Source organism: Synechococcus elongatus PCC 6301, from assembly GCF_000010065.1.
Taxonomy (GTDB): domain Bacteria; phylum Cyanobacteriota; class Cyanobacteriia; order Synechococcales; family Synechococcaceae; genus Synechococcus; species Synechococcus elongatus.
On the sequence record NC_006576.1, the window covers coordinates 32,218 to 54,158 of the forward strand.

Sequence of the window (21,941 nt, forward strand, 5' to 3'; positions counted from 1 at the left end):
ATGGTCTTGGCTAGTCGGTGCCTCCGCGCAATCTAATGGTGCGCCTTGATCGCCAACAGCTCCTTTGCTAACGCCTAAGATTTTTCCCCAATGGCTATCAATCAAACTGACTACGACATTGTCATCATTGGCACTGGGGCTGGAGGAGGAACGCTACTCCATCGCCTTGCTCCAAGCGGCAAGAAGATTCTGATTCTTGAGCAAGGGCCTTATCTTCCCCGTGAAAAGGAAAACTGGAGCGCGACTGAGGTCTACGGCAAGGAGCGCTACCACACCCATGATCAGTGGTACGACAAACAGGGAACAGCCTTTCGACCCCAGATGAGCTACTGGGTAGGAGGCAACACCAAAGTTTATGGGGCTGCTTTGCTCCGTCTGCGGGAGCGCGACTTTGAAGCCGTTCAACATCGGGATGGGATCTCGCCCGAGTGGCCACTAAAATACGCAGACTTTGAGCCTTACTACAGTCAAGCTGAAGCCCTATTTGATGTTCACGGCGAGGATGGCAACGATCCCACCGCCCCACCGCGCCAAACTCCTTACCCCTATCCGGCAGTCAGTCATGAACCCCGCATGCAGGAGATCTATGACGGGCTGAAAGGACAAGGACTGAAGCCGTTCCATTTGCCCGTAGGTCTCAAACTTAACGAGACAGAGCGTGCCCTCTGGGACTGCATCCGCTGCGATAGCTGTGATGGTTTTCCCTGTTTGGTGCGGGGCAAAGCCGATAGTGAAGTTAATGCCGTCACACCAGCGCTGACTTACCCAAACGTCACCCTCAAGACCGAGGCCAAAGTACTGCGGTTACTGACCAATGAATCGGGCCGCGAGGTGACGGCAGTGGAAACCCAAATTGGTGGTGAGACTGTTCTGTTCAAGGGCGATGTGGTGGTGGTCAGTTGTGGCGCTGCGAACTCCGCCGCTCTGCTGCTGCGATCGGTGAGCGATCGCCATCCCAATGGCCTAGCCAACAGTTCCGATCAGGTCGGGCGCTACTTCATGAAGCACTTGACGACGGCGATGGTGGCACTTAACGCCAAGAAAAATGAGTCGGTCTACCAAAAAACGATCGCAGTCAGCGACTTCTATTGGGGCGAAGACGGTTACGACTACCCAATGGGCTTCATCCAAAATACGGGCAATGTGTTGCCCGACATGATGCCGGCTGAAGCGCCGGGATTACTGGCATCACTGCTCAAGTTCGTGCCCAGGCTGGATGTTGATTTAGGGCCTCAATACCAGGCTGCGGCTCAGCACTCAGTGGGCTGGTGGTTCCAAACGGAAGACCTGCCTGATCCAAACAATCGGGTGCGAGTCGTGAACGACCAAATTCATTTGGACTACACGCCAAATAACACTGAGTCGACTCAGCGCTTGGTTCATCGCTGGATTGACATTCTGAAAGCAGTCGACCGTGCCGATCACGTTCTTCCCTTTGACCTCTATCCCCGCAGTAGTTCGCCCATTCAGGTGTTGGGACACCAGTGCGGCACCTGTCGCTTTGGGGAAGACCCGACAACATCAGTGCTCGATCTCAACTGTCAGGCTCACGATGTTGACAACCTCTATGTGGTTGACAGCAGCTTCTTCTGCTCCAGTGCTGCGGTCAACCCGACCTTGACGATCATTGCCAACGCTCTACGGGTGGGCGATCACCTGCTCGAGCGGCTGGGCTAGGTGAATCCGCGTTTTCACAATTTTGATCCGTAGCTAGCTCTCACGAAACAACTCAAGGATGACTACCCATGGGCAAACTCGATAATCAAATCGCGCTCGTTACAGGCAGTAGCCAAGGCATCGGCCAAGAAATTGCCATTCGGCTCGCCTCGGAAGGAGCCAGCGTTGTCATTGACTATCGCTCTCACCCGGAAGGTGCGGAAGAGACTCGCAAGCAGGTAGAAGCGGCGGGTGCTCAATGTCATTTAGCCAAAGATCATGCGCCAGAAGGCTATGTGGTGCAGGCGGATCTGGGCGATGTCACCCAGGTTCGTAATCTTGTTGCCGAAAGCATTAAGCACTTTGGCAAGCTCGATATCTTAGTCAACAATGCTGGGATGGAACGGCGGGCTCCTTTCTGGGAGGTGACTGAGGCTGATTACGACATGGTTCTTAATGTCAATCTCAAGGGGGCTTTCTTTGCTGCTCAAGCGTTAGTACAACATCTTTTAGAAACAAAACGCCCTGGCAAGATTATCAATATCAGCTCCGTTCACGAAGAGTTGCCTTTCCCCAATTTTGCTTCCTATTGCCTCAGTAAAGGTGGCATCAAAATGATGACTCGCGATCTGGCAGTTGAACTAGGAGAGTACGGGATTACGATCAATAATGTTGCCCCAGGGGCGATCGAGACGCCGATCAATACAAACCTGTTGAATAATCCAACCGAGCTGAATGCACTCCTCGGTAATATCCCCCTAAAGCGCCTCGGCAAGCCCAAGGATATTGCTTCCCTTGTGCTATTTCTTGCATCCCCTGATGCTGACTACATTACAGGCACAACGATCTTTGCTGATGGCGGACTGCTCTGGAATTACCACGAGCAATAGGCAGGGATGACTGAGGTGATCGTTCCAGCCTTAGTGCTTGTTGGAGCGCCCTAATTCTGTTTTCGCGATCGCCCTATTTATCTCAGCTTGGAACAGCCTCATGAATCCTGAACAACAGCGAATTCAGCAGAGCGTGGAACCCAATTCGCCTTGGCGACAATGGGGACCCTATCTGAGTGAGCGGCAGTGGGGCACGGTGCGCGAAGACTACAGTGCTGGCGGCGATGCTTGGGATTATTTCCCCCATGATCATGCGCGATCGCGGGCTTATCGCTGGGGGGAAGATGGGCTGGGTGGTTTTTGCGATCGCCAAGCCAATATCTGCTTTGCGCTGGCCTTTTGGAATGGCAACGATCCCATTCTGAAAGAGCGGCTGTTTGGCTTGACAAATTCTGAGGGAAACCACGGGGAAGACGTCAAAGAATACTACTTTTACGTCGACAACACCCCTACCCACAGCTACATGCGCTGGCGGTATAAATATCCCCAAGCGGCCTACCCCTACGAGACACTTGTCACGGTCAATGGGCAGCGATCAAAGTTCGAGCCGGAGTATGAGCTGCTCGATACCGGCATTTTTGACAGCGGCTATTTCGATATCGAAGCGGAATATGCCAAAGCAACGCCATCTGACCTTGGCATTCGCCTCCAGATCACCAATCGCGGACTGCAAACTGCCCCGATCGCGGTGCTACCGACATTATGGCTGCGTAATACCTGGACTTGGACAGGGGAGGTGCCTGCCGGCAGGCTCACACAAGTTGATGACCAAGCGATCAAACTGAGCCACCGCGATTACGGCGATCGCTGGCTTTACTGCGATCGGGTAAATGGTGCCGAGCTAGAGCTGCTGTTTACCGACAACGAAACGAACTTTGCACGACTGTTTGGCAGCACTAATCCGTCGCCTTACGTCAAGGATGCGTTTCATCAATACCTAATCGAAGGCGATCGCGAGGCAGTCAATCCGGTGCAGACCGGCACGAAAGCGGCGGCTTGCTATCGCTTAGAAATCCCAGCCGGCCAAACCGTCACGCTCCAACTTCGCTTTTGCGATCGCCCCCAGACTGCTGCTTTTGACACCGATTTTGCTGACAGCTTCAGCCAACGGCAGCAGGAAGCCGACGACTTTTACCAAACGCTCTTTCCTAAACTGGGCGACGGCGATCGCCTAATTCAGCGCCAAGCTTTAGCTGCTTTGCTCTGGAGTAAGCAGGTCTATCTCTACGAAGTGCAGACTTGGCTGCAGGGTGATGCAGGACAACCACCGCCACCAAGTCCCCGGAGCAAGGGCCGCAATACCAATTGGCGCATGTTCTCTGCCAACGAGGTCATCCTCATGCCTGACAAGTGGGAATACCCTTGGTTTGCGGCTTGGGACTGGGCCTTTCACTGCGTCGTGATGGCACTCATCGATCCTGAGTTTGCCAAACAGCAGCTACGCCTGTTGCTAAGCGATAACTACGTCAGTCCTAAGGGTCAGATTCCGGCCTATGAGTGGGCCTTTGGTGATGTCAATCCGCCTGTTCAGGCTTGGGCCGCTTGGAAGATTTACCAATCAGAAAAGGTTAGAACTGGCGAGGGCGATCGCGAATTTCTACAGCAGATATTCCAGCGCCTGTTACCGAATTACTACTGGTGGCTGAACCGAGAAGACCGTGACGATAAGAGCCTATTCCAAGGCGGTTTTCTAGGACTGGATAACATCACAATTTTCAATCGCAGCGCTCCTCTCCCAACGGGCGGCTACCTTGAACAGTCCGATGGCACCGCTTGGATGGGACTGTTTTCGCTCAATATGCTGGCGATCGCCCTGGAGCTGAATCAGCAAGGCACGATTTACGACCACGCGATCAGCAGCTTTGTGCGGCAGTTCCTCAACATTGCCCAGGCGATGAATCAAATGGGTGATGACAATCTGGCGTTGTGGGACGAGACACACGGCTTCTACTTCAGTGCCCTCCGGCTCCCTGATGACAGTGAGGAGCAGCTACAGGTCTACTCCTTGGTGGGATTAGCGCCAATGCTGGCCGTGCTGACGCTGGAGCCTAAATTTGTCCATGACTTGTCTGACATTCAAGAGGTGATGGACTGGGCCGCCAAGCATCACCCGGAACTGATCAACAACGTTGTCTGCACAACAACGGAATGCAGCGAACAACGCCATCTTCTCGCGATCGCTAGTCCTGATCAGCTGCGGCGGTTACTGCAGCGACTACTCAATGAGGACGAATTTCTGTCGCCCTACGGCATTCGCTCGATCTCGAAGGCCCATGCTCAAGACCCCTTCGTTCTTCACTATCAAGGCAACAGCTTCGGGGTGGACTACGAGCCGGGAGAATCGACCAGCGCCACCTTTGGCGGCAATTCCAACTGGCGCGGCCCGATCTGGTTCCCTATGAACTATCTCTTGATCGAAGCGCTACAGCGCTACTACCACTACCTCGGCGACGAGTTCCAGGTTGAATGTCCCACTGGCTCAGGACAACTGATGACACTCAAACAGGTCGCCCAAGAACTGTCGCAACGGCTGGTCAACATCTTCCGCACGCAACCTGATGGTTCTCGACCCACTTACGGCGACATCGAACGCTTCCAGATCGATCCCCACTGGCGTGATCTGCTGCTGTTCCATGAATACTTCCACGGTGATACCGGCAAAGGTCTGGGCGCGAGTCAGCAAACTGGCTGGACTGCCTTGGTTGCCCAGTTGATTCAAGAACTAAACGACGAGACTTTCTACGACTCTCTGGGCTTGATGCCATCGTTTTAGGGGCCTGCGACGATGACCATTACTTTCGGCCGAGAGATTTGTAGTGATCTCGCGATCGCCCAGCAGCGCGAATGGCTGGTCACTAACGGAATTGGTGGTTACGCCTCAGGCACGGTCGCTGGACTTCCGACTCGCAGCTACCACGGACTTTTAGTAGCAGCGCTGAAGCCACCCCTCGATCGCACCTTGCTAGTCACACATCTCGATGAGCAAGTCGACTATGGCAAGCTATCGCTGCCTTTGAGTACGACCCGCTGGGTTGACGGCACCGTTGCTCCTCGAGGCTACGAGCAGATTGAGCAGTTTGGGTTGGAGGGCACCATACCGGTCTGGCAATTTGCGATCGCCGATGCCCGACTAGAAAAGCGAATCTGGATGGAGCCGGGCGCCAACACCACCCTTATTTCCTATCGTTTTGAACGGGGCAGTCTGCCGCTGCAGCTTACCGTTAAGGGGCTGGTCAACTATCGCGGTTACCACAGTCGCACCCAGGCGGGCGATTGGCGCATGGATGTGCAGCCCGTCGATCGCGGCTTGAAGGTAACAGCTTTTCCAGAAGCGACTCCTTTCTATTTGTTCGCAACTTGGGGCAAGTGGGCGATCGCCCCTGAGTGGTATCGCGACTTTGAGCTGGCAGTTGAGGCCGAACGAGGACTGGACGATCGCGATGACAACCTGAGGGTGGGTTCGCTGACGGTGACGCTCAATCCCGGTGAGACGCTTTGCCTTATTGCCAGTACTGAAGCCAGCCCGGATCTGGATGCGGCGGCTTCCCTCCAGCGCTACCAAGATCGGACGCAAGCCAAGCTCCAACAATGGCAGGCAGCGAATCCGACCTTGGCGGATCAAGCCCCTGATTGGGTGCGGCAACTGGTGTTGGCGGCAGATCAGTTCATTGTCGATCGTCCGCTGCCCAATCATCCCCAGGGCAAAAGCATTCTCGCGGGTTACCACTGGTTCGCCGACTGGGGTCGAGACACGATGATCAGCCTACCGGGGTTGACGCTAGCGACAGGTTGGCCCGATCTCGCCCGAGAAATTCTGCTCACGTTCGCCCAGTTTGTTAGTCAGGGAATGTTGCCTAATCGCTTCCCTGACGATGGCAATCCCCTCACCGATGCCGACTACAACACGGTGGATGCCACCCTTTGGTATGTGGAAGCTGTCCGTCAATACCTCGATTGCAGTGGGGATAAGACGCTACTGGCCGAGATTTTTCCAGTGCTGCAGAACATCATTGGCTGGCATCAACGGGGCACCCGCTTCAATATTCACCTTGATCCTCAAGATGGTCTGCTGACTGCGGGAGCAGCAGGTGTGCAGCTCACTTGGATGGATGCCAAAGTTGGCGACTGGGTAGTGACGCCTCGCATTGGTAAGCCAGTCGAGATCAATGCCCTTTGGTATGCCGCCCTGCGATCGCTGGCTCACTTTGCTCGGTGTTTAGGGCAGCCCAGCACTGACTACGACCAACTGGCAGAAGCGACCTTGCAGGGATTTCAGCGGTTTTGGCAAGCAGATCGGGGCTACTGTTTCGATGTACTCGACAGCCCCACGGGGTCAGATGCTAGCCTACGCCCCAATCAACTGCTAGCAATTTCCCTCGGTTGCGATCGCGATCAGCCGGCACTACTCACGCCTGACCAGCAACAACAGGTGGTGACCCTCTGCGGTCAGCAGTTATTAACGTCTTTTGGACTGCGGAGTCTCGATCCTCGTCATCCGCAATATCAGGGGCACTACGGCGGCGACCAAACCCAGCGCGATGCGGCTTATCACCAAGGCACCGTTTGGGCTCGGCTCTTGGGCTCTTTTGCGATCGCCCACTATGCCGCCTTTGGCGATCGCGCCTTGGCAGCTCAGGTTTTGCAACCGATCGCCCATCACTTGCAAACTGCAGGGCTGGGAACGATTAGCGAAATCTTTGATGGCGATGCACCCTTTCTCCCGCGCGGCTGCATTGCCCAAGCTTGGTCCGTGGGTGAAATTCTGCGCGCTTGGACAGTGATTCACCAGACGGCAGTGTCCCCTGATCCTGCTGCGATCGCTCTGACCTGATCACCTACCTTGGGCTACTTGACCCGTCTTTCTTAGCTGCCCATGACCCCAGACTCCCACAGCTTTGTCTCCTCGCTCCTCGCATCACGGATGCGATTCCGACGCTTTCTCGAAGCCTCTGAGGGACTTAATCTGGTGCTGCTTTGGGCCGCGATCGCGGGGTTGATGGTCGGGCTGGTGGGTGGCGCTTTTCGTTGGCTGACCTCGGCTACTCTGAACGGGCGTGTCCGCTGGCTAGCGTCTTTGCCTCAAGGGCCGGAATTAGTTGCCTCAGTCCTGCTGTCTAGCGGGATGGTAGCACTGGGGTTTTACCTGATGCGCCGCTTCGCTCCCGATACGTCTGGTAGCGGCATTCCCCAAATTGAAGGCTGGCTAGCCGGTTTTTTCTCACTGTTCTGGTGGCGGGTGTTGCCGGTGAAATTTCTCGCTGGCATTTTGACCCTCGGCAGTGGCATGGTCATGGGTCGCGAAGGCCCGACGATTCAAATGGGCGGTGCGATCGGTCAGATGGTCTCGGACTGGTTTCGAGCTTCAACCGAGCAAGCGCGGGTGCTGGTGGCAGCGAGTGCTGGGGCTGGTTTAGCAACTGCTTTCAATGCACCCTTAGCCGGAATCGTCTTCGTTTTTGAAGAAATGCGGCCCACCTTTCAGAATCGCCTGAGAGCTTATCAGGCCGTGACGATCGCCTGCATTACCGCGACGATTGGTCTCCAGCTCCTACTCGGCAAAGGACCCACGATTGAGCTGGCGCAGTTTGGGGCGCCGCCCCTCTCCTCTCTCTGGGTGTTTGTGCTGCTGGGGCTGGCTTGTGGAGCGATCGGCTATAGCTTTAACCGGCTGCTGGTCTGGAGTCTCAACTGCTTTGCCACCCTCCATGGACTGCCCCTGCGGCTAACAGGGCTGGGCGTTGGTGGTTTCATTGGCTTGGTCAGCTGGCTCTATCCTCCCGCAACCAACAGTGGCGAAAATCTGGTGCTTTGGGCGTTTGATACGGTCGAGCCGATCCACACATTGCTGTTACTGTGCAGCCTGCGATTTGCCCTGACGCTCCTCTGTTATGGCTCCGGCGCACCGGGCGGGATCTTTGCTCCACTGCTCTCGATCGCTACTTTGTTTTCTCTAGGATTGGGGCAATTAACGATCGACTGGTTGCCAGGATTATTGCTGCCGCCGGAGGTACTTGCGATCGCGGGGATGGGAGCATTCGTTGCGGCCACCATTCAGTCACCGCTGACCGCCATTTTGTTAACGACTGAAATTACCAGTAACTATCAACTCATCCTGCCGATCATGGTGAGTTGCTCGGCAGCAACCCTGATCGCTCATGGACTGGGCAGCCGCCCCATCTATACGGTCTTGCTCGAACGGCAACTGGCTAAGGCAGGGATTGCTGTGCCAACACCGAAGGCTCAGAATGGGGCGATCGATCTTTAGCAAAGTATCTGCAGATTACCCACAGCAGCCATTGTTTTAGCTGAGACTGTCTCAAGGGCGAAACAAGGAGACTTAAGTTGTCCTAGAGGTAGAGGATTGTCCTCTTCACTAACCGTCCTAACTAGACGAGAGACCGCTCTAAATGAGGTTAGAGCTTTGATAGCAACAGCCTCATTCATCTGCCCCGAAAACGATCGCGTCTTACATCCGCTCCAGCACCGAGATTCCCAGCAGCGATAGGCCTAGCTTGAGAGTTCGTGCCGTCAAGTCGCAGAGCAATAGACGGCTGGTGCGCTGGGGTTCTTCCGCGTTGAGAATTGGGCAGCGATCGTAGAACTGGTTGAAGGTTTGGCTCAGTTCAAACAGATAGCTGCAAAGGCGATTTGGCAGCAGGTCGCGGGCGACTTCATCTAGGACTTCACCTAGTTGCAACACTTGCTTCGCCAGCGATCGCTCAGTGGGTTCCGTCAGCTCTGCAGCCACGGGATCCAGTTGCGCAAAATCAATGCCACCTTTGCGAGCAATGCCCTGAATCCGCACGTAGGCGTAGAGCAGATAAGGCGCCGTATTGCCTTGCAGCGCCAGCATCTTGTCAAAGCTAAAGATGTAGTTGCTGTTGCGGTTCTGGCTAAGGTCAGCGTACTTCACCGCGCCAAGACCAACCGCTTGCGCCACGGCTTCAATAAATTCCGGGGTTTCCGATCGCTCTTCAGCAGCAATGCGGGTCGTCAGATCCGTGCGAGCCCGATCGACCGCTTCATCTAGCAGATCCCGCAGACGGACCGTGTCACCAGCGCGAGTTTTCAGCTTTTTACCGTCTTCTCCCTGCACTAGCCCAAAAGGGACATGCTCAATCTGCGCAGCCGCTGGCAACCAACCCGCTCGTTGCGCCACTTGGAAAACTTGGGCAAAGTGATTGGCCTGCCCCGAATCCGTAACGTAGATAATCCGCTGGGCCTGATCTTGACCCAGGCGATAACGCAGTGCTGCCAAATCCGTCGTGGCGTAGTTATAGCCACCGTCACTTTTCTGGACAATCAGCGGCAAGGGCTGACCTTCTTTGTTCTGGAAGCCCTCCAGAAACACGCATTGTGCGCCCTGGTCTTCCACCAGCAGACCCAGTCGCCGCAGGTCTTCAACGATCGCTGGCAGATAGGGATTGTAGAAGCTCTCACCCCGTTCTTCGAGCTGAATATCGAGGCGATCGTAGATTTTCTGAAATTCGCGCCGCGATTGATCGCAAAGCAACTGCCATGCCTGACGCGCCGTAGCTTCACCCGACTGCAGATCGACCACGCGCTGCCGAGCCGTCTCTTGGAAGCTCGGGTCTTCGTCAAAGCGCGCCTTGGCCTGTTTGTAGAACGCTACCAAGTCACTGATATCCAGTGCATCTGGCTGACTGAGGGCCTGCGGATATTGCTCCTGCAGGAAGGCAATCAACATGCCAAACTGGGTGCCCCAATCGCCGACGTGGTTGAGCCGCAGCACCTCATGGCCTTGGAACTCCAGCACCCGCGCAATACTGTCACCAATAATCGTCGATCGCAGGTGACCAACATGCATTTCCTTGGCAATGTTGGGGCTAGAAAAGTCGACGATCACGCGCTGCGGTGGGCTGACCGGTTGAATCCCTAGCCGTTCATCCGTCTGCAGTTGTTGCAGTTGCGCAACTAAATAGGACGGCTGCAGCGTGAAGTTGATGAAGCCCGGCCCCGCGATCGCAGGCGGTTCACAGAGATCGGCCAGATTAAGATTTTGAACAAGGGTTTCTGCGATCGCCCGAGGTGGTTGGCCAAGTTGCTTCGCCAAAGACATTGCCACATTCGACTGATAGTCGCCGAACTTAGGATTGGTGGCGGGCACAAGCAGAGGATCCGTCGCTGCCCACTCGGGACCAAAGCTCGCGGCCAATGCCGCTTGAAAGCGATCGCGAAGTTGCGCGAGAGGGGCAGCCATTACCAAAATCTTGAGCATGCTTGGGACAATCTCCCCATCATCTCACCGTTCAGCAGCCGTCAGCCCGCAGGCAGTCTCAGCAGTCGAGGCTTGAGCAGAGACAGGGTCTTGAGTGAGCACGATGATTCTGGACTGCAGGCAAGATCTAGGCGAGGCCTAACCCTCGACCGAGACTTCTTCTTCAGGGCGATCGCTGCAGAGGAATTTCACCAGAACAGTTCCAAACAAATAGAGCGCTGTTACGGCGCCGGCCAGCAAGCTTTGGGTCAGTGGATCGGTCGAAGGCGTTAGCACGGCGCCCAGAACGACAGCAGCCAGCAGTACATAGCGCCAGCCCGCCAGCATACGCCGGGCATCCACAATTCCCAGTGCACCTAAAATGAGCTGCACCACGGGAACCTGAAACGCCAGGCCCGTGCTGAACAACAGCAACAGCACAAACTCGAAGTAGCGCTCGATCGACCAAATTTGCTCGACGACATCCGCGCCGTAACTGGCAAAAAAGTTGAGTGCTGCTGGAATCAATAGCCAGTAAGCAAAGCCCAAACCCGCCCAAAACAGCACCGAGGAGCCTAAGACCACGGGTGTGAGGATGCGTCGTTCACGTCGGGTGAGCCCGGGCAAAACAAAGCGGATGACGTGGTAGAGGATGATTGGGCTGGCCAACAAGAGGCCGCTGTAGCCTGCGACTTTGATCGAAACAAAGAAGAACTCGCCAGGTGAAAGCTGCAGGAAGCGAATCCCTTGGGCGGGGCGCTCCAAAAATGCCACCAGCGGACGCACGCCGACGAAGCAGGCGATCGCACTCACCGCCACCGCTGCCACACTGTAAAACAGACGCTGCCGCAGTTCTTCGAGGTGATCGAACAACGACATTTCCACATCGTCTTCGGGCAATGCCTCTGCCTCAGGTTCCGGTTCTGAGGCCGGAGTCTCCGAAGGACGATAGAGGGTCGGCGCTGCCGTAGTTTCCAGATCGGAGGAGGGTGGCGTCATGATTCACCAGCGCAGCAGTCTTTCCCATTGTGGAGTACCTCGCGGCAATGCGAGAGTCCCCGGCTCGACTCAGCAGTGCTTGGCAGTAGTTGGGCGATCGCGCCAAGCAGTCTGAGAGAAAGGTTAGCGTCTCGAATTATGAGGGATAACTCTGACCGCCTCGATTGGTTCGCCTTCACTTGACCAAGGTCTCGAAGATTTGATTGCCGCTCCCGGTATCAATAAGTGGCATTAGATCTTTGTAGAGGCTCTCAGCTTCGAGCAGTGGCAGCGGCAACGGATTAAAGGGGTTAACTCTCCAGAAGCTCCCTGCAAGGAGAATCAAAAGCAGACTTGCTATCTGGGGGCATGGTATCAGCACTCAGATATAGAGAGTCTCAGATTCTCAAAAAATCATGGCAAAACTCACTTCTATCTCCCACCCACTCAGAGTTGATTTTCTTCCTCCTAGTAGTCACGGTCTTGCGGGTCAGTTGGGGATGACCCTCGCTCCAGGACGTAAAAGTCAGGGTCTCATCGGTCAGTGGGATCGTGATTTGATCACGGATCTCGAACGTCTCAAGCATCACTATCTCTGCGATCGCCTCGTTTCCCTCATTGAAGACCACGAACTTGTAGCGATAGGAATTCCTACACTCTACGAAGCAGTCCGGCAGCAGGGGATTGCGCTCTCACGTCTAGCCATTGTCGATGGCGGAACACCGACTGACTTAGAGACTTATCAATTACTCATTACAGATTTAATTCAAGCGCTATCTGCGAGGGAAACGATTGTCATTCACTGTCATGCAGGTCTGGGGCGTACGGGTATGTTGGCTGCATCTATTCTAGTCACCAAAGGACAACCCCCTGAAGCCGCGATCGCAGCCGTACGAGCACTTCGTCCACGAGCGATCGAAACTCATGCTCAAGAACAAATCATTTACAAAATTGCAGCGAAAATCTAGCCCTGATGAACTATAAAGCCTGGAATGCTCACTCGCTGAATGATCAATTGCTGTTAGCGATCGAAGACAGCCACATCAAAATCGTCGATCTTCCAGCCTTTACCCTCGCGGAGGAACGTCACCGTTAGATCTTGGCTCTGACCATTGCGGAGGGAGAGAGTGACCGGCAGGACAACGCGATCGCCCTGCAGATCGGGCTTGCCTGGCCGCGATCGCAGATACTGCCGCAGGCCAGTTCGCTGCAGCACTCGCTTGAATTCCTTGAACGGCACACGACCTTTATAGGCAGGTGTCAGGCTGGCGTAAGCCGCTTCGAGGCGACCTTGACCGATCATCGCCACAAATTCGCCTAGCGCCTCAGTCAGGCCGCGGCTCCCAAGAACAATGCGAATCGCTTGAAAGCTCCAAATACCTATCAGCGTCCCAAGAACGATGATGAGCGTGAGCGCGGGATCCGGAAGGAGCTGCAAGAATTCCATGGACAGTTGCTGGGCACTGACTCCATTCTCTGTCACAACGGCTGGGGGGTAAAACGCCGAAGCCAAGCGACAACCTAGCCATCGTGTGGCTCCGGACGCTGCTTGGGTCGCATGGCATAAGTCACAGTCTCGAAAGCAACTGGATTAAATGCTCGTCGTTCTTGACTGAAAATCAATCAGCCCTAGCCCTAATCAAATGGCGATCGCTCATCGCTAGCGATCTGAATAATTCACCTGGGTTAAGAATTAATTACTTGGGCCAGCAAAGAGAGTGATTCAATCTAGATTTTTTATTCTCACGGGGATTTGCAAAATTGGTGGTAGATATCTTGTTTAGCTCACGCCGCACAAGAACACGAATGTCGGGTCAGTGGTGCTAGGTGTCTTGATCCTTGGCTTGGATTGAGTGGTCCCAATCCTGTTACCGACTCACTTTGGTTGAGCCTTCACCACCTATGGCGCTATCTTTGCTGCATTATCGATTGCTTGGAATTGGCTTATGGATCGCATTAATCCTGACAAGTTTGATCTGCTGGGGGTCCGGATTGTTTTGTGAGGTGTTTTGGTCATTATGTATGCCCCTAGAGGCTGGCGATCGCGCCTCAATACTCGGCATAATTGAGTTCAGACTTAATCTGGCTTAAATCTCAATCAGCTGCCGACTGACAGTCATTCATCGTTGCTTCCCCTGCACTCCTCTTTCACATGCTGAACTTTGCTTGCGATCGCTTCTATCGCTATGACGAGCTGACTCAACTCCTGCAGGATTGTGCAGCTGCCTACCCTCAATTGCTGAAGTTGGAGTCTTTAGGCAAAAGCCATGAAGGACGAGAGCTTTGGCTGCTGCGAATCACGGACTACAGCAAAGGCGATGATACGGAGAAACCAGCCCTCTGGATTGATGGCAATATTCACGCCACCGAGCTAGCAGCTTCTAGTGCATGTCTGCACTTTTTGCAGGTGTTGTTGCGAGGATTTGAGCAAGGTAATCCGGTCGTTCAACGCTGTCTACAACGCTGCACCATTTATTTATGTCCGCGCCAAAATCCTGATGGTGCTGAGTTAGCCCTCGCCGATCAGCCTCAGTTTCTGCGATCGAGTACGAGACCCTATCCCTTGCGCGATCGCGATTCTAGTGGCTTGCAAGAAGCCGATATTGATGGTGATGGCCGCATTCTGTTGATGCGCATTCCCGATCCGCATGGGGCTTGGAAAGTCCATCCGCAGGAACCACGCCTATTGGTTCGTCGCGATCCAGTTGAGACTGGAGGTCAGTACTATCGAGTGCTGCCAGAAGGATTGATTCAAGACTACGACGGCGATTTAATTCCCTTGCAACCCCGTCAGCAGGGCTTAGATCTCAATCGCAATTACCCGATCGATTGGCGACCGGAGCATGAGCAACTGGGAGCAGGACCTTTCCCCGCTTCGGAACCAGAAGTACAAGCTGTCGTCAAATTTTTGAGCGATCGCACCAATCTATTCGCAGCGATTTCTTTCCATACATTTAGTGGTGTATTACTGCGTCCCTACAGTCATAAACCAGATGATACTTTCCCGGTTGCAGATCTGCGGGCTTATGAAGTGATTGGCAAAGCGGGTGAAGAACAAACCGGCTATCCGGCGATCGGGGTTTATGATAACTTCCGCTATCATCCCAAGGAGATTACGACTGGCGTTTTTGATGACTGGGCCTACGATCATCTAGGGCTATTTGCTTGGACAGTCGAGATTTGGAGCCCGCAGAAGGCCGCTGGTATCGAAAAATACGACTGGATTGATTGGTTCCGTGAGCATCCAGTTGAAGACGACTTAAAGTTCCTAGAGTGGAACGATCGCGAGTTAGAAGGCAAAGGCTTTATTGACTGGTATCCCTTTGAGCATCCGCAGTTAGGACCGCTGGAACTCGGCGGTTGGGATGACTTGCACACTTGGCGCAATCCGCCCCAAAAGTTTCTGCAAGCCGAACTCGATCGCTTTCCGCAATGGTTGCTCTGGCAGCTCCAAATTGCGCCGCAGCTCGAAGTGATTAGGGCTGAAGTTCAAGCCTTGGGTGATCGCCTCTATAAAGTCAAGTTCGTGTTACAAAATAGTGGTTGGTTGCCAACTTACATCAGTCAAAAGGCTCTGGAGCGGCATTTAGTTGATCCGCTCGTTGCAGAACTCCAGCTTCCCGAGGGTATCGAACTCTGCCAAGGTAAAGCACGGCAAGAGCTAGGGCAATTGGAAGGGCGATCGCAAAAAGGCGTGATGCCCGAGGCCGATCCCACCAGCGATCGCGCTAAAGCAGAGTGGATTATTCGGGGCGATCGCGGTCAAGTGATCACGATCGAAGCTCGTCACCCGCGCGCAGGTAAATTGCAGCAACAACTGACCTTGAACTGACCTATTTGCCGATACAAAAGCGGCTAAAGATCAGATCCAACATCGACTCGGCGATCCCTTCGCCGGTGATTGAACCAAGCGCAGCAATCGCTTCTCGCAAATCAATCGTCCAAAAGTCGAGAGGAAGTTGCGCTTGCAAGGTTTCTTCGACACGTCGCAGGGCAGTTTGAGCAGTTGTCAAGGCGGCAACTTGCCGTTGATTCAAGGCCCAATCCCAATTGGCACTGGTTAAGTCGCCAGTTCCGACTGCTGCCAGAATGGCGGCTTCTAAATCCTCAATCCCTTTTTGTTGTGCAGCGGCTGTCCAAACGATCGCCTTAAACTCCTGCTGCGGCAGAGCGATCGCGTGGCGTTCTGCTTCTGACAGGCGATCGCGTTTGTTGATGACTAATAGGATAGGGCGATCGCTCACTGCTTCCCAAATGGTTTGATCCTCAGCGCTCCAACCGGCACTGGCATCGATCGTCAGCAGCACGAGGTCGGCTGACTGAGCGGCTCGGCGCGATCGCTCAACCCCAATTTGCTCCACCTGATCGCTGGTTTCGCGGATACCAGCCGTATCTAGGACTTGCACGGGAATACCGCCGACGATCAGCTGCGATTCCACCAAATCGCGAGTCCTACCGGGTAGGTCAGTGACAATGGCGCGATCGCAGCGACTCCAAGCATTGAGCAGGCTGGATTTACCGACATTGGGTCGCCCCACGATCGCAATCTTCAGGCCCGTACGCAACAGTTCCCCGCGATCGGCAGTTGATAAAATCGCTTGCATGTCCGCACCCGCAGCCGTTAATTGAGCGGCGATCGCCTCCAAATCCAACGGCGGTAGATCGTCTTCAAAATCGATGCGGGCTTCGACTTCCGCCAAAATGTCCAGACAGCGATCGCGGAGCTGGCGAATCGGGTGCCCTAACTTGCCCTGTAAGCTCCCTAGTGCAGCCTGTGCTGCTTGAGGCGATTGGGCACTAATCAAATCGGCAATACTCTCGGCCTGACTAAGATCCAAGCGGCCATTCAAAAAGGCCCGCAGCGTAAACTCTCCCGGTTCTGCCAGCCTTGCGCCAGCCCGAATGCAGAGTTGCAGCGTTTGCTGAACTGGCATCAAACCGCCGTGGCAGTGCAACTCGACCACGTCTTCCCGCGTATAGGAGCGGGGTGCCAACATTGGCAATAACAGCGCCTCATCAACCAGTCTCCCCGACTCTGGATCGCGAATATAACCGTAGAGAATGCGGTGGCTTTCCCAAGGTTGTTGCCCGGCAATCTGAAAAATCTGGCGAGCGATCTCAGTTGCTGCCGCCCCCGACAGTCGCACGATGCCAACACTGCCCTGTTGAGGAACAATGGCAGTGGCGATCGCAGCAATGGTGTCGCCTGAAAAACCGACCATGCGAGCTGAACAAGGAGCAACGGTTCCGGTGTTATTATCCGCCCGCCAGCGTCGATACACTTGGCCGCAACGTTGGCAACGCCGCTGTCGCTATTGGTATTACCGCGCGTTGCGCCTTGAAACCTGCCCGAAAGCACTGGCACGGGGGATTGGTCTGGGTGTGTTTGCCGGCTGCTTCCCGCTATTTGGTCTGCAGATTTTGATTGGGGTCAGCCTCGCTACGATTCTGAGAGGCAACAAGGTTCTAGCGGCGGCTGCAACCTGGATCAGCAATCCCTTCACCTATCTGCCGTTGTTCAGCTTCAATTTCCAGTTGGGGCGGCTGTTTGTGCCCACCGACAACCGCCTGCTGACTCTGGAAAAGCTTAGCTCTTGGCAAACGCTGCAGGACTTAGGAAGCGACTTCCTCCATGCCTTGATGTTGGGTAGCCTTCTGGTGGCGATCGCCCTTGGCTTTGCTGCCTACTGGATTAGTTTGCATTTGGCACAACGGCACCATCAGCAGCGCCGTCACCGTCGTGCCGCCAACGATTGAGCAGCGCTTCTAATGGCTCCCAGTTGTCATCGATTGCGATCGGGTCCCAAACGGATTCAACCACCGGACGAATGGGTGAAATCTCTGGATTGGCTTGGGCGAGCTGCTGCTGAATGAGCGGCAGTTGCGACTCGGGTAGATGGGTGAGCAGCTGGTGATAGCGATCGCGCCAACCTTGCCACTGGGCTTCCGGCAAGGCTTCTAGGTCAGTCGTGATCCAATCAGGCAAAATTGCGCTGAGGTCACTGCGCCAACTGGGTTGGAATTGAGCGCGGAGTCTGGCAAAAAACTCGTTATAGCCGATTGGTGCGCGCAGCAGCAGTTGCAGCGTGGTGATGATCAAGTCATCCGCGATCGCTGAATGGAGCTGATCGGCTTCAAAGCCTAGACGCCGCAGCATCAAGCGGCTGTAGGTTGCTTGGTAGCGATCGCCAAAACCTGCGATGCCAGCTTCCAGATCGGCTGCCGACATCACCATGCCCAAGGGCACTTGCAGTAACTCCAGGTTGAGCTGGCAGATGCCGGGCTGATTCTCGTAGCGATAGCGGCCACTGTGGTCGAAGTAGGCGGCGGTGAACTTTGGATCGAAGCGATCGAGAAATGCCCACGGGCCATAGTCGAAGCTTTCGCCCACAATCGAAAGGTTGTCGGTGTTGAGGACGGCGTGGCAGAACCCAGCGGCCATCCATTGCGCGGCTAGATCCGCAGTCCGTTCCGTCAGTTCTGCGTAGAACTTGGCATCGGCCTCAGGGTCACCCAGTAGATGGGAATAGTAGGTCGCAATTACATGATCGAGCAGTTGCCGCACCAGATCCGCCCGTTTGAAGTAGTGCAGGCGCTCAAAGGTGCCAAAGCGAATATGAGTGCGGTTAAAGCGCACCATCACCGACGATCGCGTGGGCGAGGGTTCATCACCGCGCCAGAGCTCCTCGCCTGTTTCAATCAAGCTCAGACAACGCCCTGTCCGTACCCCAAGTCGCTGGAGAAATTCTGAGGCCAACACCTCTCGCACTCCCCCTTTGAGGGTGGGCTTGCCATCGCCGCCCCGGGAATAGGGTGTTCGGCCCGATCCCTTAGTGCCAAAGTCGTAGAGCCAGCCGTTGCGTCCACGTACTTGGCCGTAGAGGAAACCGCGACCATCGCCCAAGTCTGGGCTGTAAATGCCGAATTGATAGCCGTGGTAGCGCATCGCCAGCAGCGGCGATCGCCCTTGGAAGCGGCCAAACGCCTCAATGAAGTGCTCATCTGCCACCGTTGCCGGATCGAGCCCGAGGATGGGCAGTAGGCGATCATTGCGGAACCGCAGCTGGTGCGCAGGGAAGGTCGCAGCTTCAACGGGATCGGAAAATTCACTGCCGAGGCTGGCAAACGCCGGTTCGTAGGGCAGGGTCAAAAAGGGATTGGTGCTTGGCATTCCTCTATTAGACCGCTTCCAGTTGGCTGCAACGAGTTTCTCAAGTTGAGGTTCCCGTTGCGAGGCGATCGCGAAATTGGCGAAGTTGTTTCAAGAGGCGATCGCGATCAAAGCTCCGGGGATCAATCCGCTCCCCCGAGAGATCGACCTCCTTATGGGTAGTGATGCGCTCTGCCGGAACCTCAGTTTGAGCAATCAACCAAGCCAAACTCCGGTACCGCGCGACGGTGTAGCCACTGTGCGGGGGGTCAGAATCCTGCCCATCTAGCGGCGTCTCAAGGGAGATGTGATAGGAAAAACTATTGACCGAAGGTGGGTGCTCGGGATCGCCGTAGAGCGTCTCCAGTCCTTCGGCGGTGTCAAAGCCCGACTCTGCCGCACCATAGGCTTTGGCTTGAGCAGGCACGATCGAGATCACAGCACCATTGCGGCGAATGATGGCGTGGTAGCTAGCAGCTTCAGAATCCTCAAGGTCGCCGCGCGGGAACCAATCGATCGCTGAATCGGCTGAGTAGAACGTTTCATGCAGCACAATCAAGGGTTCGTTGTCGACGAGGCTACCATCGGCGTTGAAGCGCAGTCGCTCACCGTAATTATTGGGATGGGCCCAGGCAATCTCAGAGGCTGGTGTTTGGTCCGCTAGTTCGGGTGCAGGACGGCGAAAAAACTGTTGAAAGGCGATTGCAGTAGGGAGGGGCACCAGCGATTGCGACTGTTGTCGGTCGTGTAGAAGAACCCCCGTTAGCAGTACCCCTAGGAAGAGCAGCAAACAGGCCAAACGCTGCCAGAATCGGCGCCGCAACAATGCTGCAACAAGCCTGGACACAGGCGATCGCTCCTCAAGGATCGGCACGACTCTGCTAGATCATCTGACGATCTGTCTGTCAAATCCAGCACAAGCCTAGCAACTCCAGAGTCTTGTCTCGGAGCAAGCTCTATCGCGATTCTGAATCGCCGTGATGGGGCGATCGCCACTTGGGCCAACGGGTTCCCATCTCCGTGGCTGCCGACCAGCAGAGATAGAGTATGAGCACTACAATTCCTGCCAAAAAAGGCAGTAAATCATCGGGCATTGCGGCACCTCCTCATGTGATGCAAACGGCAAACTTTAGATTAGCGATCTCGCTGCAATCGCAGCTGCCCACGCTGGCCAAGCGATCGTGTCACGATCAAAGCGATTGCTTCCTGTCGTTGCGCCATGTCTTCTGCTACGCGCCGCCGCCTCGCGATCTGGTACACCCTGCTGACTGCCATCCTCTTGCTGGCCTTTGCAGTGAGTGCTTATGTCTATGCGCGCGGCACGCTGATCGATCGTGTCGACGACACCCTCAGCCACGTTGTGGAAGTGATCGAGCGATCGCTGGTGATAGAACCAACGGGCCCCAGCCGCACCCCCCAAGTCAACCTCGAGATCAGTTTTCGCAGCCGCGAAGCCAGTGCAGAAGCCGATCGCATTGACTTGGAGTGGTTTAGCCCCAGTGGTGACTTACTCTGGAGCACCCTCGATGCACCACTGGCCGTGCCCCTATCCCTGAGCCGACGAGCTGAAACCGTCAGTTTCCCGAGCGCCTACGATGAGCCGGCCTTGGTACGCCAGCTAACTGAGCCTGTCATTTTCGATCGCCAATTGCTGGGCTACCTGCGGGTTAGTCATCCCTGGTTTGAAGTCAGTGCGCCCATCCAGCAACTCCTGATCGATCTCAGCTTTGGCAGTGCTCTGATGCTGGTTGCGGTGGCGGCAACCGGCTGGTTTTTATCAGGTTTGGCCATGCGCCCAGTCTACGAGTCTTACGGGCAGCTCAAGCAATTTACGGCGGATGCTTCCCATGAACTGCGCAATCCGATCGCGACGATTCAGGCCAATGTGCAAGCCGCCCTGACTGAGCCCCAAGGCTTGGCCCCCGAACAACAGCAAGTTTTGCAGGTCATTGAACGCTTGACCCGTCGCCTTGGCAGCCTTGTTGATGATCTGCTGTTCTTGGCCCGCCAAGATAGCGGTCTACAGCAACCGGCTCCAATCCAAAACCTCGATTTAGATGCCCTCCTACTGGATGTGGTCGAGGAGCAAAGTCTCTATGCCCAAGAGCAAAACCTGAGCTTAGATTTACAGCTGCCTGATGCGGATCAGGCCCTGCAGCTGACTGGAGTGCGGGAACAACTGGCTCGCCTGTTCACCAATTTGATCGCCAACGCTCTGCAGTACACACCAGCATCGGGTCAGGTGACGGTTCAGGTGCAGCCACTTAATCAAGGACTGCAAGTGGAAGTTCGCGACAGCGGCATTGGCATCAGTCCCGAGACGTTGCCTCACGTCTTTGAGCGGTTTTATCGTGCCGATCCAGCCCGGCGACCGCGCGATCGCGGCGGCTCTGGCTTAGGACTGGCGATCGCTCAAGCAATTGTGGAGCGTCACCACGGCAAAATCCACCTGCGCAGTCAAGTCGGGCAAGGAACAACCGCGGTCGTTTGGCTACCATTCAATCAGCCGGATGCAGCGCGTTCCCTTTAACCGCGATCGCCCTAGATTGACTCGTGTCCAGAGCGATCACCCAGCCAGACTATCGACTTGCGCTAGTCCGTTAAATCAAGGGTGAATGACTTGGCGTTTTTGGTGTCAATTTCTGAGAAACCTTGCGTGAGGTAGCCCCGACGTTCGCAGTTTTGGTCCCCTAAAATTGAGAATTCTTCGGGGTCACGAATGCAGAAATTGTAGTCGCCTTCCCAGAGCAGAGAAGCATCTGTATTTTCAGCATAGTAGTAGTAATAGCGAAGCTTTAAGCGGCCGCCAACCACCGTTTCGCAGCCCCGTGGGGAAATGCTATACCACCCCCGCGATCGCCAGGATTCTCCCTCCTTATAGCCGACGGCGAGATTGACGGTCTTGCGTGTTTTGTTGCAGATCACCAGTTCGGCACTGGCTGGCTCTGCAAAACTGCTGAACCCTAACCACGCCACCGTTGAGACTGCTGCGATCGAGCAAACCTGGCGAACACCCGAGAATAACTGCTTCATTCAATTCAGGCGCAAA

The 21,941-nt window shown here is 55.1% G+C and carries 18 protein-coding genes; 10 read left to right on the forward strand and 8 right to left on the reverse strand.

The window, feature by feature from the left end; all coding sequences use genetic code 11:
* Window positions 1-90 precede the first annotated feature (90 nt).
* The 5 genes from SYC_RS00165 (at window position 91) to clcA (ending at window position 8,811) form a co-directional block, all read left to right on the forward strand.
* Window positions 91-1,677 carry a GMC oxidoreductase gene (locus SYC_RS00165; protein WP_011242342.1) on the forward strand — a complete coding sequence of 529 codons (1,587 nt, stop codon included), beginning with the start codon at window positions 91-93 and terminating at the stop codon, window positions 1,675-1,677.
* Between the two features lie 68 nt (window positions 1,678-1,745).
* Window positions 1,746-2,546: a glucose 1-dehydrogenase gene (locus SYC_RS00170; protein ID WP_011242343.1), complete on the forward strand. Its 801-nt coding sequence runs from the start codon at window positions 1,746-1,748 to the stop codon at window positions 2,544-2,546.
* A gap of 100 nt (window positions 2,547-2,646) precedes the next feature.
* A complete protein-coding gene (locus tag SYC_RS00175; RefSeq protein WP_011242344.1) occupies window positions 2,647-5,319 on the forward strand; it encodes an MGH1-like glycoside hydrolase domain-containing protein in 2,673 nt (890 codons plus the stop codon).
* 12 nt (window positions 5,320-5,331) lie between these two features.
* Window positions 5,332-7,377 (forward strand): amylo-alpha-1,6-glucosidase, encoded by a 2,046-nt coding sequence (locus SYC_RS00180; RefSeq protein WP_011242345.1) that lies wholly within the window; start codon window positions 5,332-5,334, stop codon window positions 7,375-7,377.
* A gap of 42 nt (window positions 7,378-7,419) precedes the next feature.
* Window positions 7,420-8,811, forward strand: a complete 1,392-nt coding sequence (gene clcA, locus SYC_RS00185) for a H(+)/Cl(-) exchange transporter ClcA (protein WP_011242346.1) — start codon at window positions 7,420-7,422, stop codon at window positions 8,809-8,811.
* 201 nt (window positions 8,812-9,012) lie between these two features.
* Here clcA and argS read toward each other — a convergent pair whose 3' ends face one another.
* Window positions 9,013-10,767, reverse strand: coding sequence for an arginine--tRNA ligase (gene argS / locus SYC_RS00190; protein ID WP_011242347.1), 1,755 nt, complete (start codon window positions 10,765-10,767; stop codon window positions 9,013-9,015).
* Between the two features lie 156 nt (window positions 10,768-10,923).
* Window positions 10,924-11,643, reverse strand: a complete 720-nt coding sequence (gene tatC / locus SYC_RS00195) for a twin-arginine translocase subunit TatC (protein WP_231621402.1) — start codon at window positions 11,641-11,643, stop codon at window positions 10,924-10,926.
* 599 nt (window positions 11,644-12,242) lie between these two features.
* Between tatC and SYC_RS00200 the strand changes: the two genes are divergently transcribed.
* Window positions 12,243-12,710 (forward strand): cyclin-dependent kinase inhibitor 3 family protein, encoded by a 468-nt coding sequence (locus tag SYC_RS00200; RefSeq protein ID WP_041676877.1) that lies wholly within the window; start codon window positions 12,243-12,245, stop codon window positions 12,708-12,710.
* A 53-nt stretch (window positions 12,711-12,763) separates the two neighbouring features.
* On the opposite strand, the gene SYC_RS00205 is transcribed toward SYC_RS00200, so the two are convergent.
* The gene (locus tag SYC_RS00205; protein ID WP_162010015.1) at window positions 12,764-13,225 is read right to left on the reverse strand and encodes a hypothetical protein; all 462 of its coding nucleotides are present in this window, start codon (window positions 13,223-13,225) and stop codon (window positions 12,764-12,766) included.
* Between the two features lie 445 nt (window positions 13,226-13,670).
* Between SYC_RS00205 and SYC_RS14195 the strand changes: the two genes are divergently transcribed.
* Together SYC_RS14195 and SYC_RS00210 are read left to right on the forward strand one after the other, a co-directional pair.
* Complete coding sequence (locus SYC_RS14195; RefSeq protein WP_419756857.1) at window positions 13,671-13,745, forward strand: hypothetical protein; 75 nt, start codon at window positions 13,671-13,673, stop codon at window positions 13,743-13,745.
* A 149-nt stretch (window positions 13,746-13,894) separates the two neighbouring features.
* On the forward strand, window positions 13,895-15,574 hold the full coding sequence (locus SYC_RS00210; RefSeq protein ID WP_011242351.1) for a M14 family metallopeptidase: 1,680 nt from the start codon (window positions 13,895-13,897) through the stop codon (window positions 15,572-15,574).
* Window position 15,575: 1 nt separating this feature from the next.
* On the opposite strand, the gene mnmE is transcribed toward SYC_RS00210, so the two are convergent.
* A complete protein-coding gene (mnmE, locus tag SYC_RS00215) occupies window positions 15,576-16,964 on the reverse strand; it encodes a tRNA uridine-5-carboxymethylaminomethyl(34) synthesis GTPase MnmE (RefSeq protein WP_041676881.1) in 1,389 nt (462 codons plus the stop codon).
* Here mnmE and SYC_RS00220 point away from each other — a divergent pair.
* The gene (locus tag SYC_RS00220; protein ID WP_011378096.1) at window positions 16,963-17,499 is read left to right on the forward strand and encodes a DUF2062 domain-containing protein; all 537 of its coding nucleotides are present in this window, start codon (window positions 16,963-16,965) and stop codon (window positions 17,497-17,499) included. The two genes, mnmE and SYC_RS00220, sit on opposite strands and share 2 nt — an antisense overlap.
* Here SYC_RS00220 and SYC_RS00225 read toward each other — a convergent pair.
* The 3 genes from SYC_RS00225 to SYC_RS13970 form a co-directional block, all read right to left on the reverse strand.
* Window positions 17,435-18,913, reverse strand: coding sequence for a protein adenylyltransferase SelO (locus SYC_RS00225; RefSeq protein WP_011242354.1), 1,479 nt, complete (start codon window positions 18,911-18,913; stop codon window positions 17,435-17,437). The two genes, SYC_RS00220 and SYC_RS00225, sit on opposite strands and share 65 nt — an antisense overlap.
* A 40-nt stretch (window positions 18,914-18,953) precedes the next feature.
* Window positions 18,954-19,739, reverse strand: coding sequence for an N-acetylmuramoyl-L-alanine amidase (locus tag SYC_RS00230; protein WP_155813843.1), 786 nt, complete (start codon window positions 19,737-19,739; stop codon window positions 18,954-18,956).
* A gap of 109 nt (window positions 19,740-19,848) precedes the next feature.
* Entirely contained in the window at window positions 19,849-19,986 is a 138-nt protein-coding gene (locus SYC_RS13970) for a hypothetical protein (protein WP_173282507.1), read from the reverse strand.
* Between the two features lie 125 nt (window positions 19,987-20,111).
* On the opposite strand from SYC_RS13970, the gene manS reads away from it, so the two are divergent.
* Window positions 20,112-21,422: a photosynthesis regulation sensor histidine kinase ManS gene (manS, locus tag SYC_RS00235; RefSeq protein WP_011242356.1), complete on the forward strand. Its 1,311-nt coding sequence runs from the start codon at window positions 20,112-20,114 to the stop codon at window positions 21,420-21,422.
* Window positions 21,423-21,484: 62 nt separating this feature from the next.
* Here manS and SYC_RS00240 read toward each other — a convergent pair whose 3' ends face one another.
* Window positions 21,485-21,925: a DUF1036 domain-containing protein gene (locus SYC_RS00240; RefSeq protein ID WP_041676883.1), complete on the reverse strand. Its 441-nt coding sequence runs from the start codon at window positions 21,923-21,925 to the stop codon at window positions 21,485-21,487.
* Window positions 21,926-21,941 lie beyond the last annotated feature (16 nt).

Coding starts and splice junctions, on each gene's coding strand:
- SYC_RS00165 (WP_011242342.1), top strand. CDS start 91: ATGGCTATCAATCAAACTGACTACGACATTGTCATCATTGGCACTGGG.
- SYC_RS00170 (WP_011242343.1), top strand. CDS start 1,746: ATGGGCAAACTCGATAATCAAATCGCGCTCGTTACAGGCAGTAGCCAA.
- SYC_RS00175 (WP_011242344.1), top strand. CDS start 2,647: ATGAATCCTGAACAACAGCGAATTCAGCAGAGCGTGGAACCCAATTCG.
- SYC_RS00180 (WP_011242345.1), top strand. CDS start 5,332: ATGACCATTACTTTCGGCCGAGAGATTTGTAGTGATCTCGCGATCGCC.
- clcA (WP_011242346.1), top strand. CDS start 7,420: ATGACCCCAGACTCCCACAGCTTTGTCTCCTCGCTCCTCGCATCACGG.
- argS (WP_011242347.1), bottom strand. CDS start 10,767: ATGGCTGCCCCTCTCGCGCAACTTCGCGATCGCTTTCAAGCGGCATTG.
- tatC (WP_231621402.1), bottom strand. CDS start 11,643: ATGTCGTTGTTCGATCACCTCGAAGAACTGCGGCAGCGTCTGTTTTAC.
- SYC_RS00200 (WP_041676877.1), top strand. CDS start 12,243: ATGACCCTCGCTCCAGGACGTAAAAGTCAGGGTCTCATCGGTCAGTGG.
- SYC_RS00210 (WP_011242351.1), top strand. CDS start 13,895: ATGCTGAACTTTGCTTGCGATCGCTTCTATCGCTATGACGAGCTGACT.
- SYC_RS00220 (WP_011378096.1), top strand. CDS start 16,963: ATGCGAGCTGAACAAGGAGCAACGGTTCCGGTGTTATTATCCGCCCGC.
- mnmE (WP_041676881.1), bottom strand. CDS start 16,964: ATGGTCGGTTTTTCAGGCGACACCATTGCTGCGATCGCCACTGCCATT.
- SYC_RS00225 (WP_011242354.1), bottom strand. CDS start 18,913: ATGCCAAGCACCAATCCCTTTTTGACCCTGCCCTACGAACCGGCGTTT.
- SYC_RS13970 (WP_173282507.1), bottom strand. CDS start 19,986: ATGCCCGATGATTTACTGCCTTTTTTGGCAGGAATTGTAGTGCTCATA.
- manS (WP_011242356.1), top strand. CDS start 20,112: ATGTCTTCTGCTACGCGCCGCCGCCTCGCGATCTGGTACACCCTGCTG.
- SYC_RS00240 (WP_041676883.1), bottom strand. CDS start 21,925: ATGAAGCAGTTATTCTCGGGTGTTCGCCAGGTTTGCTCGATCGCAGCA.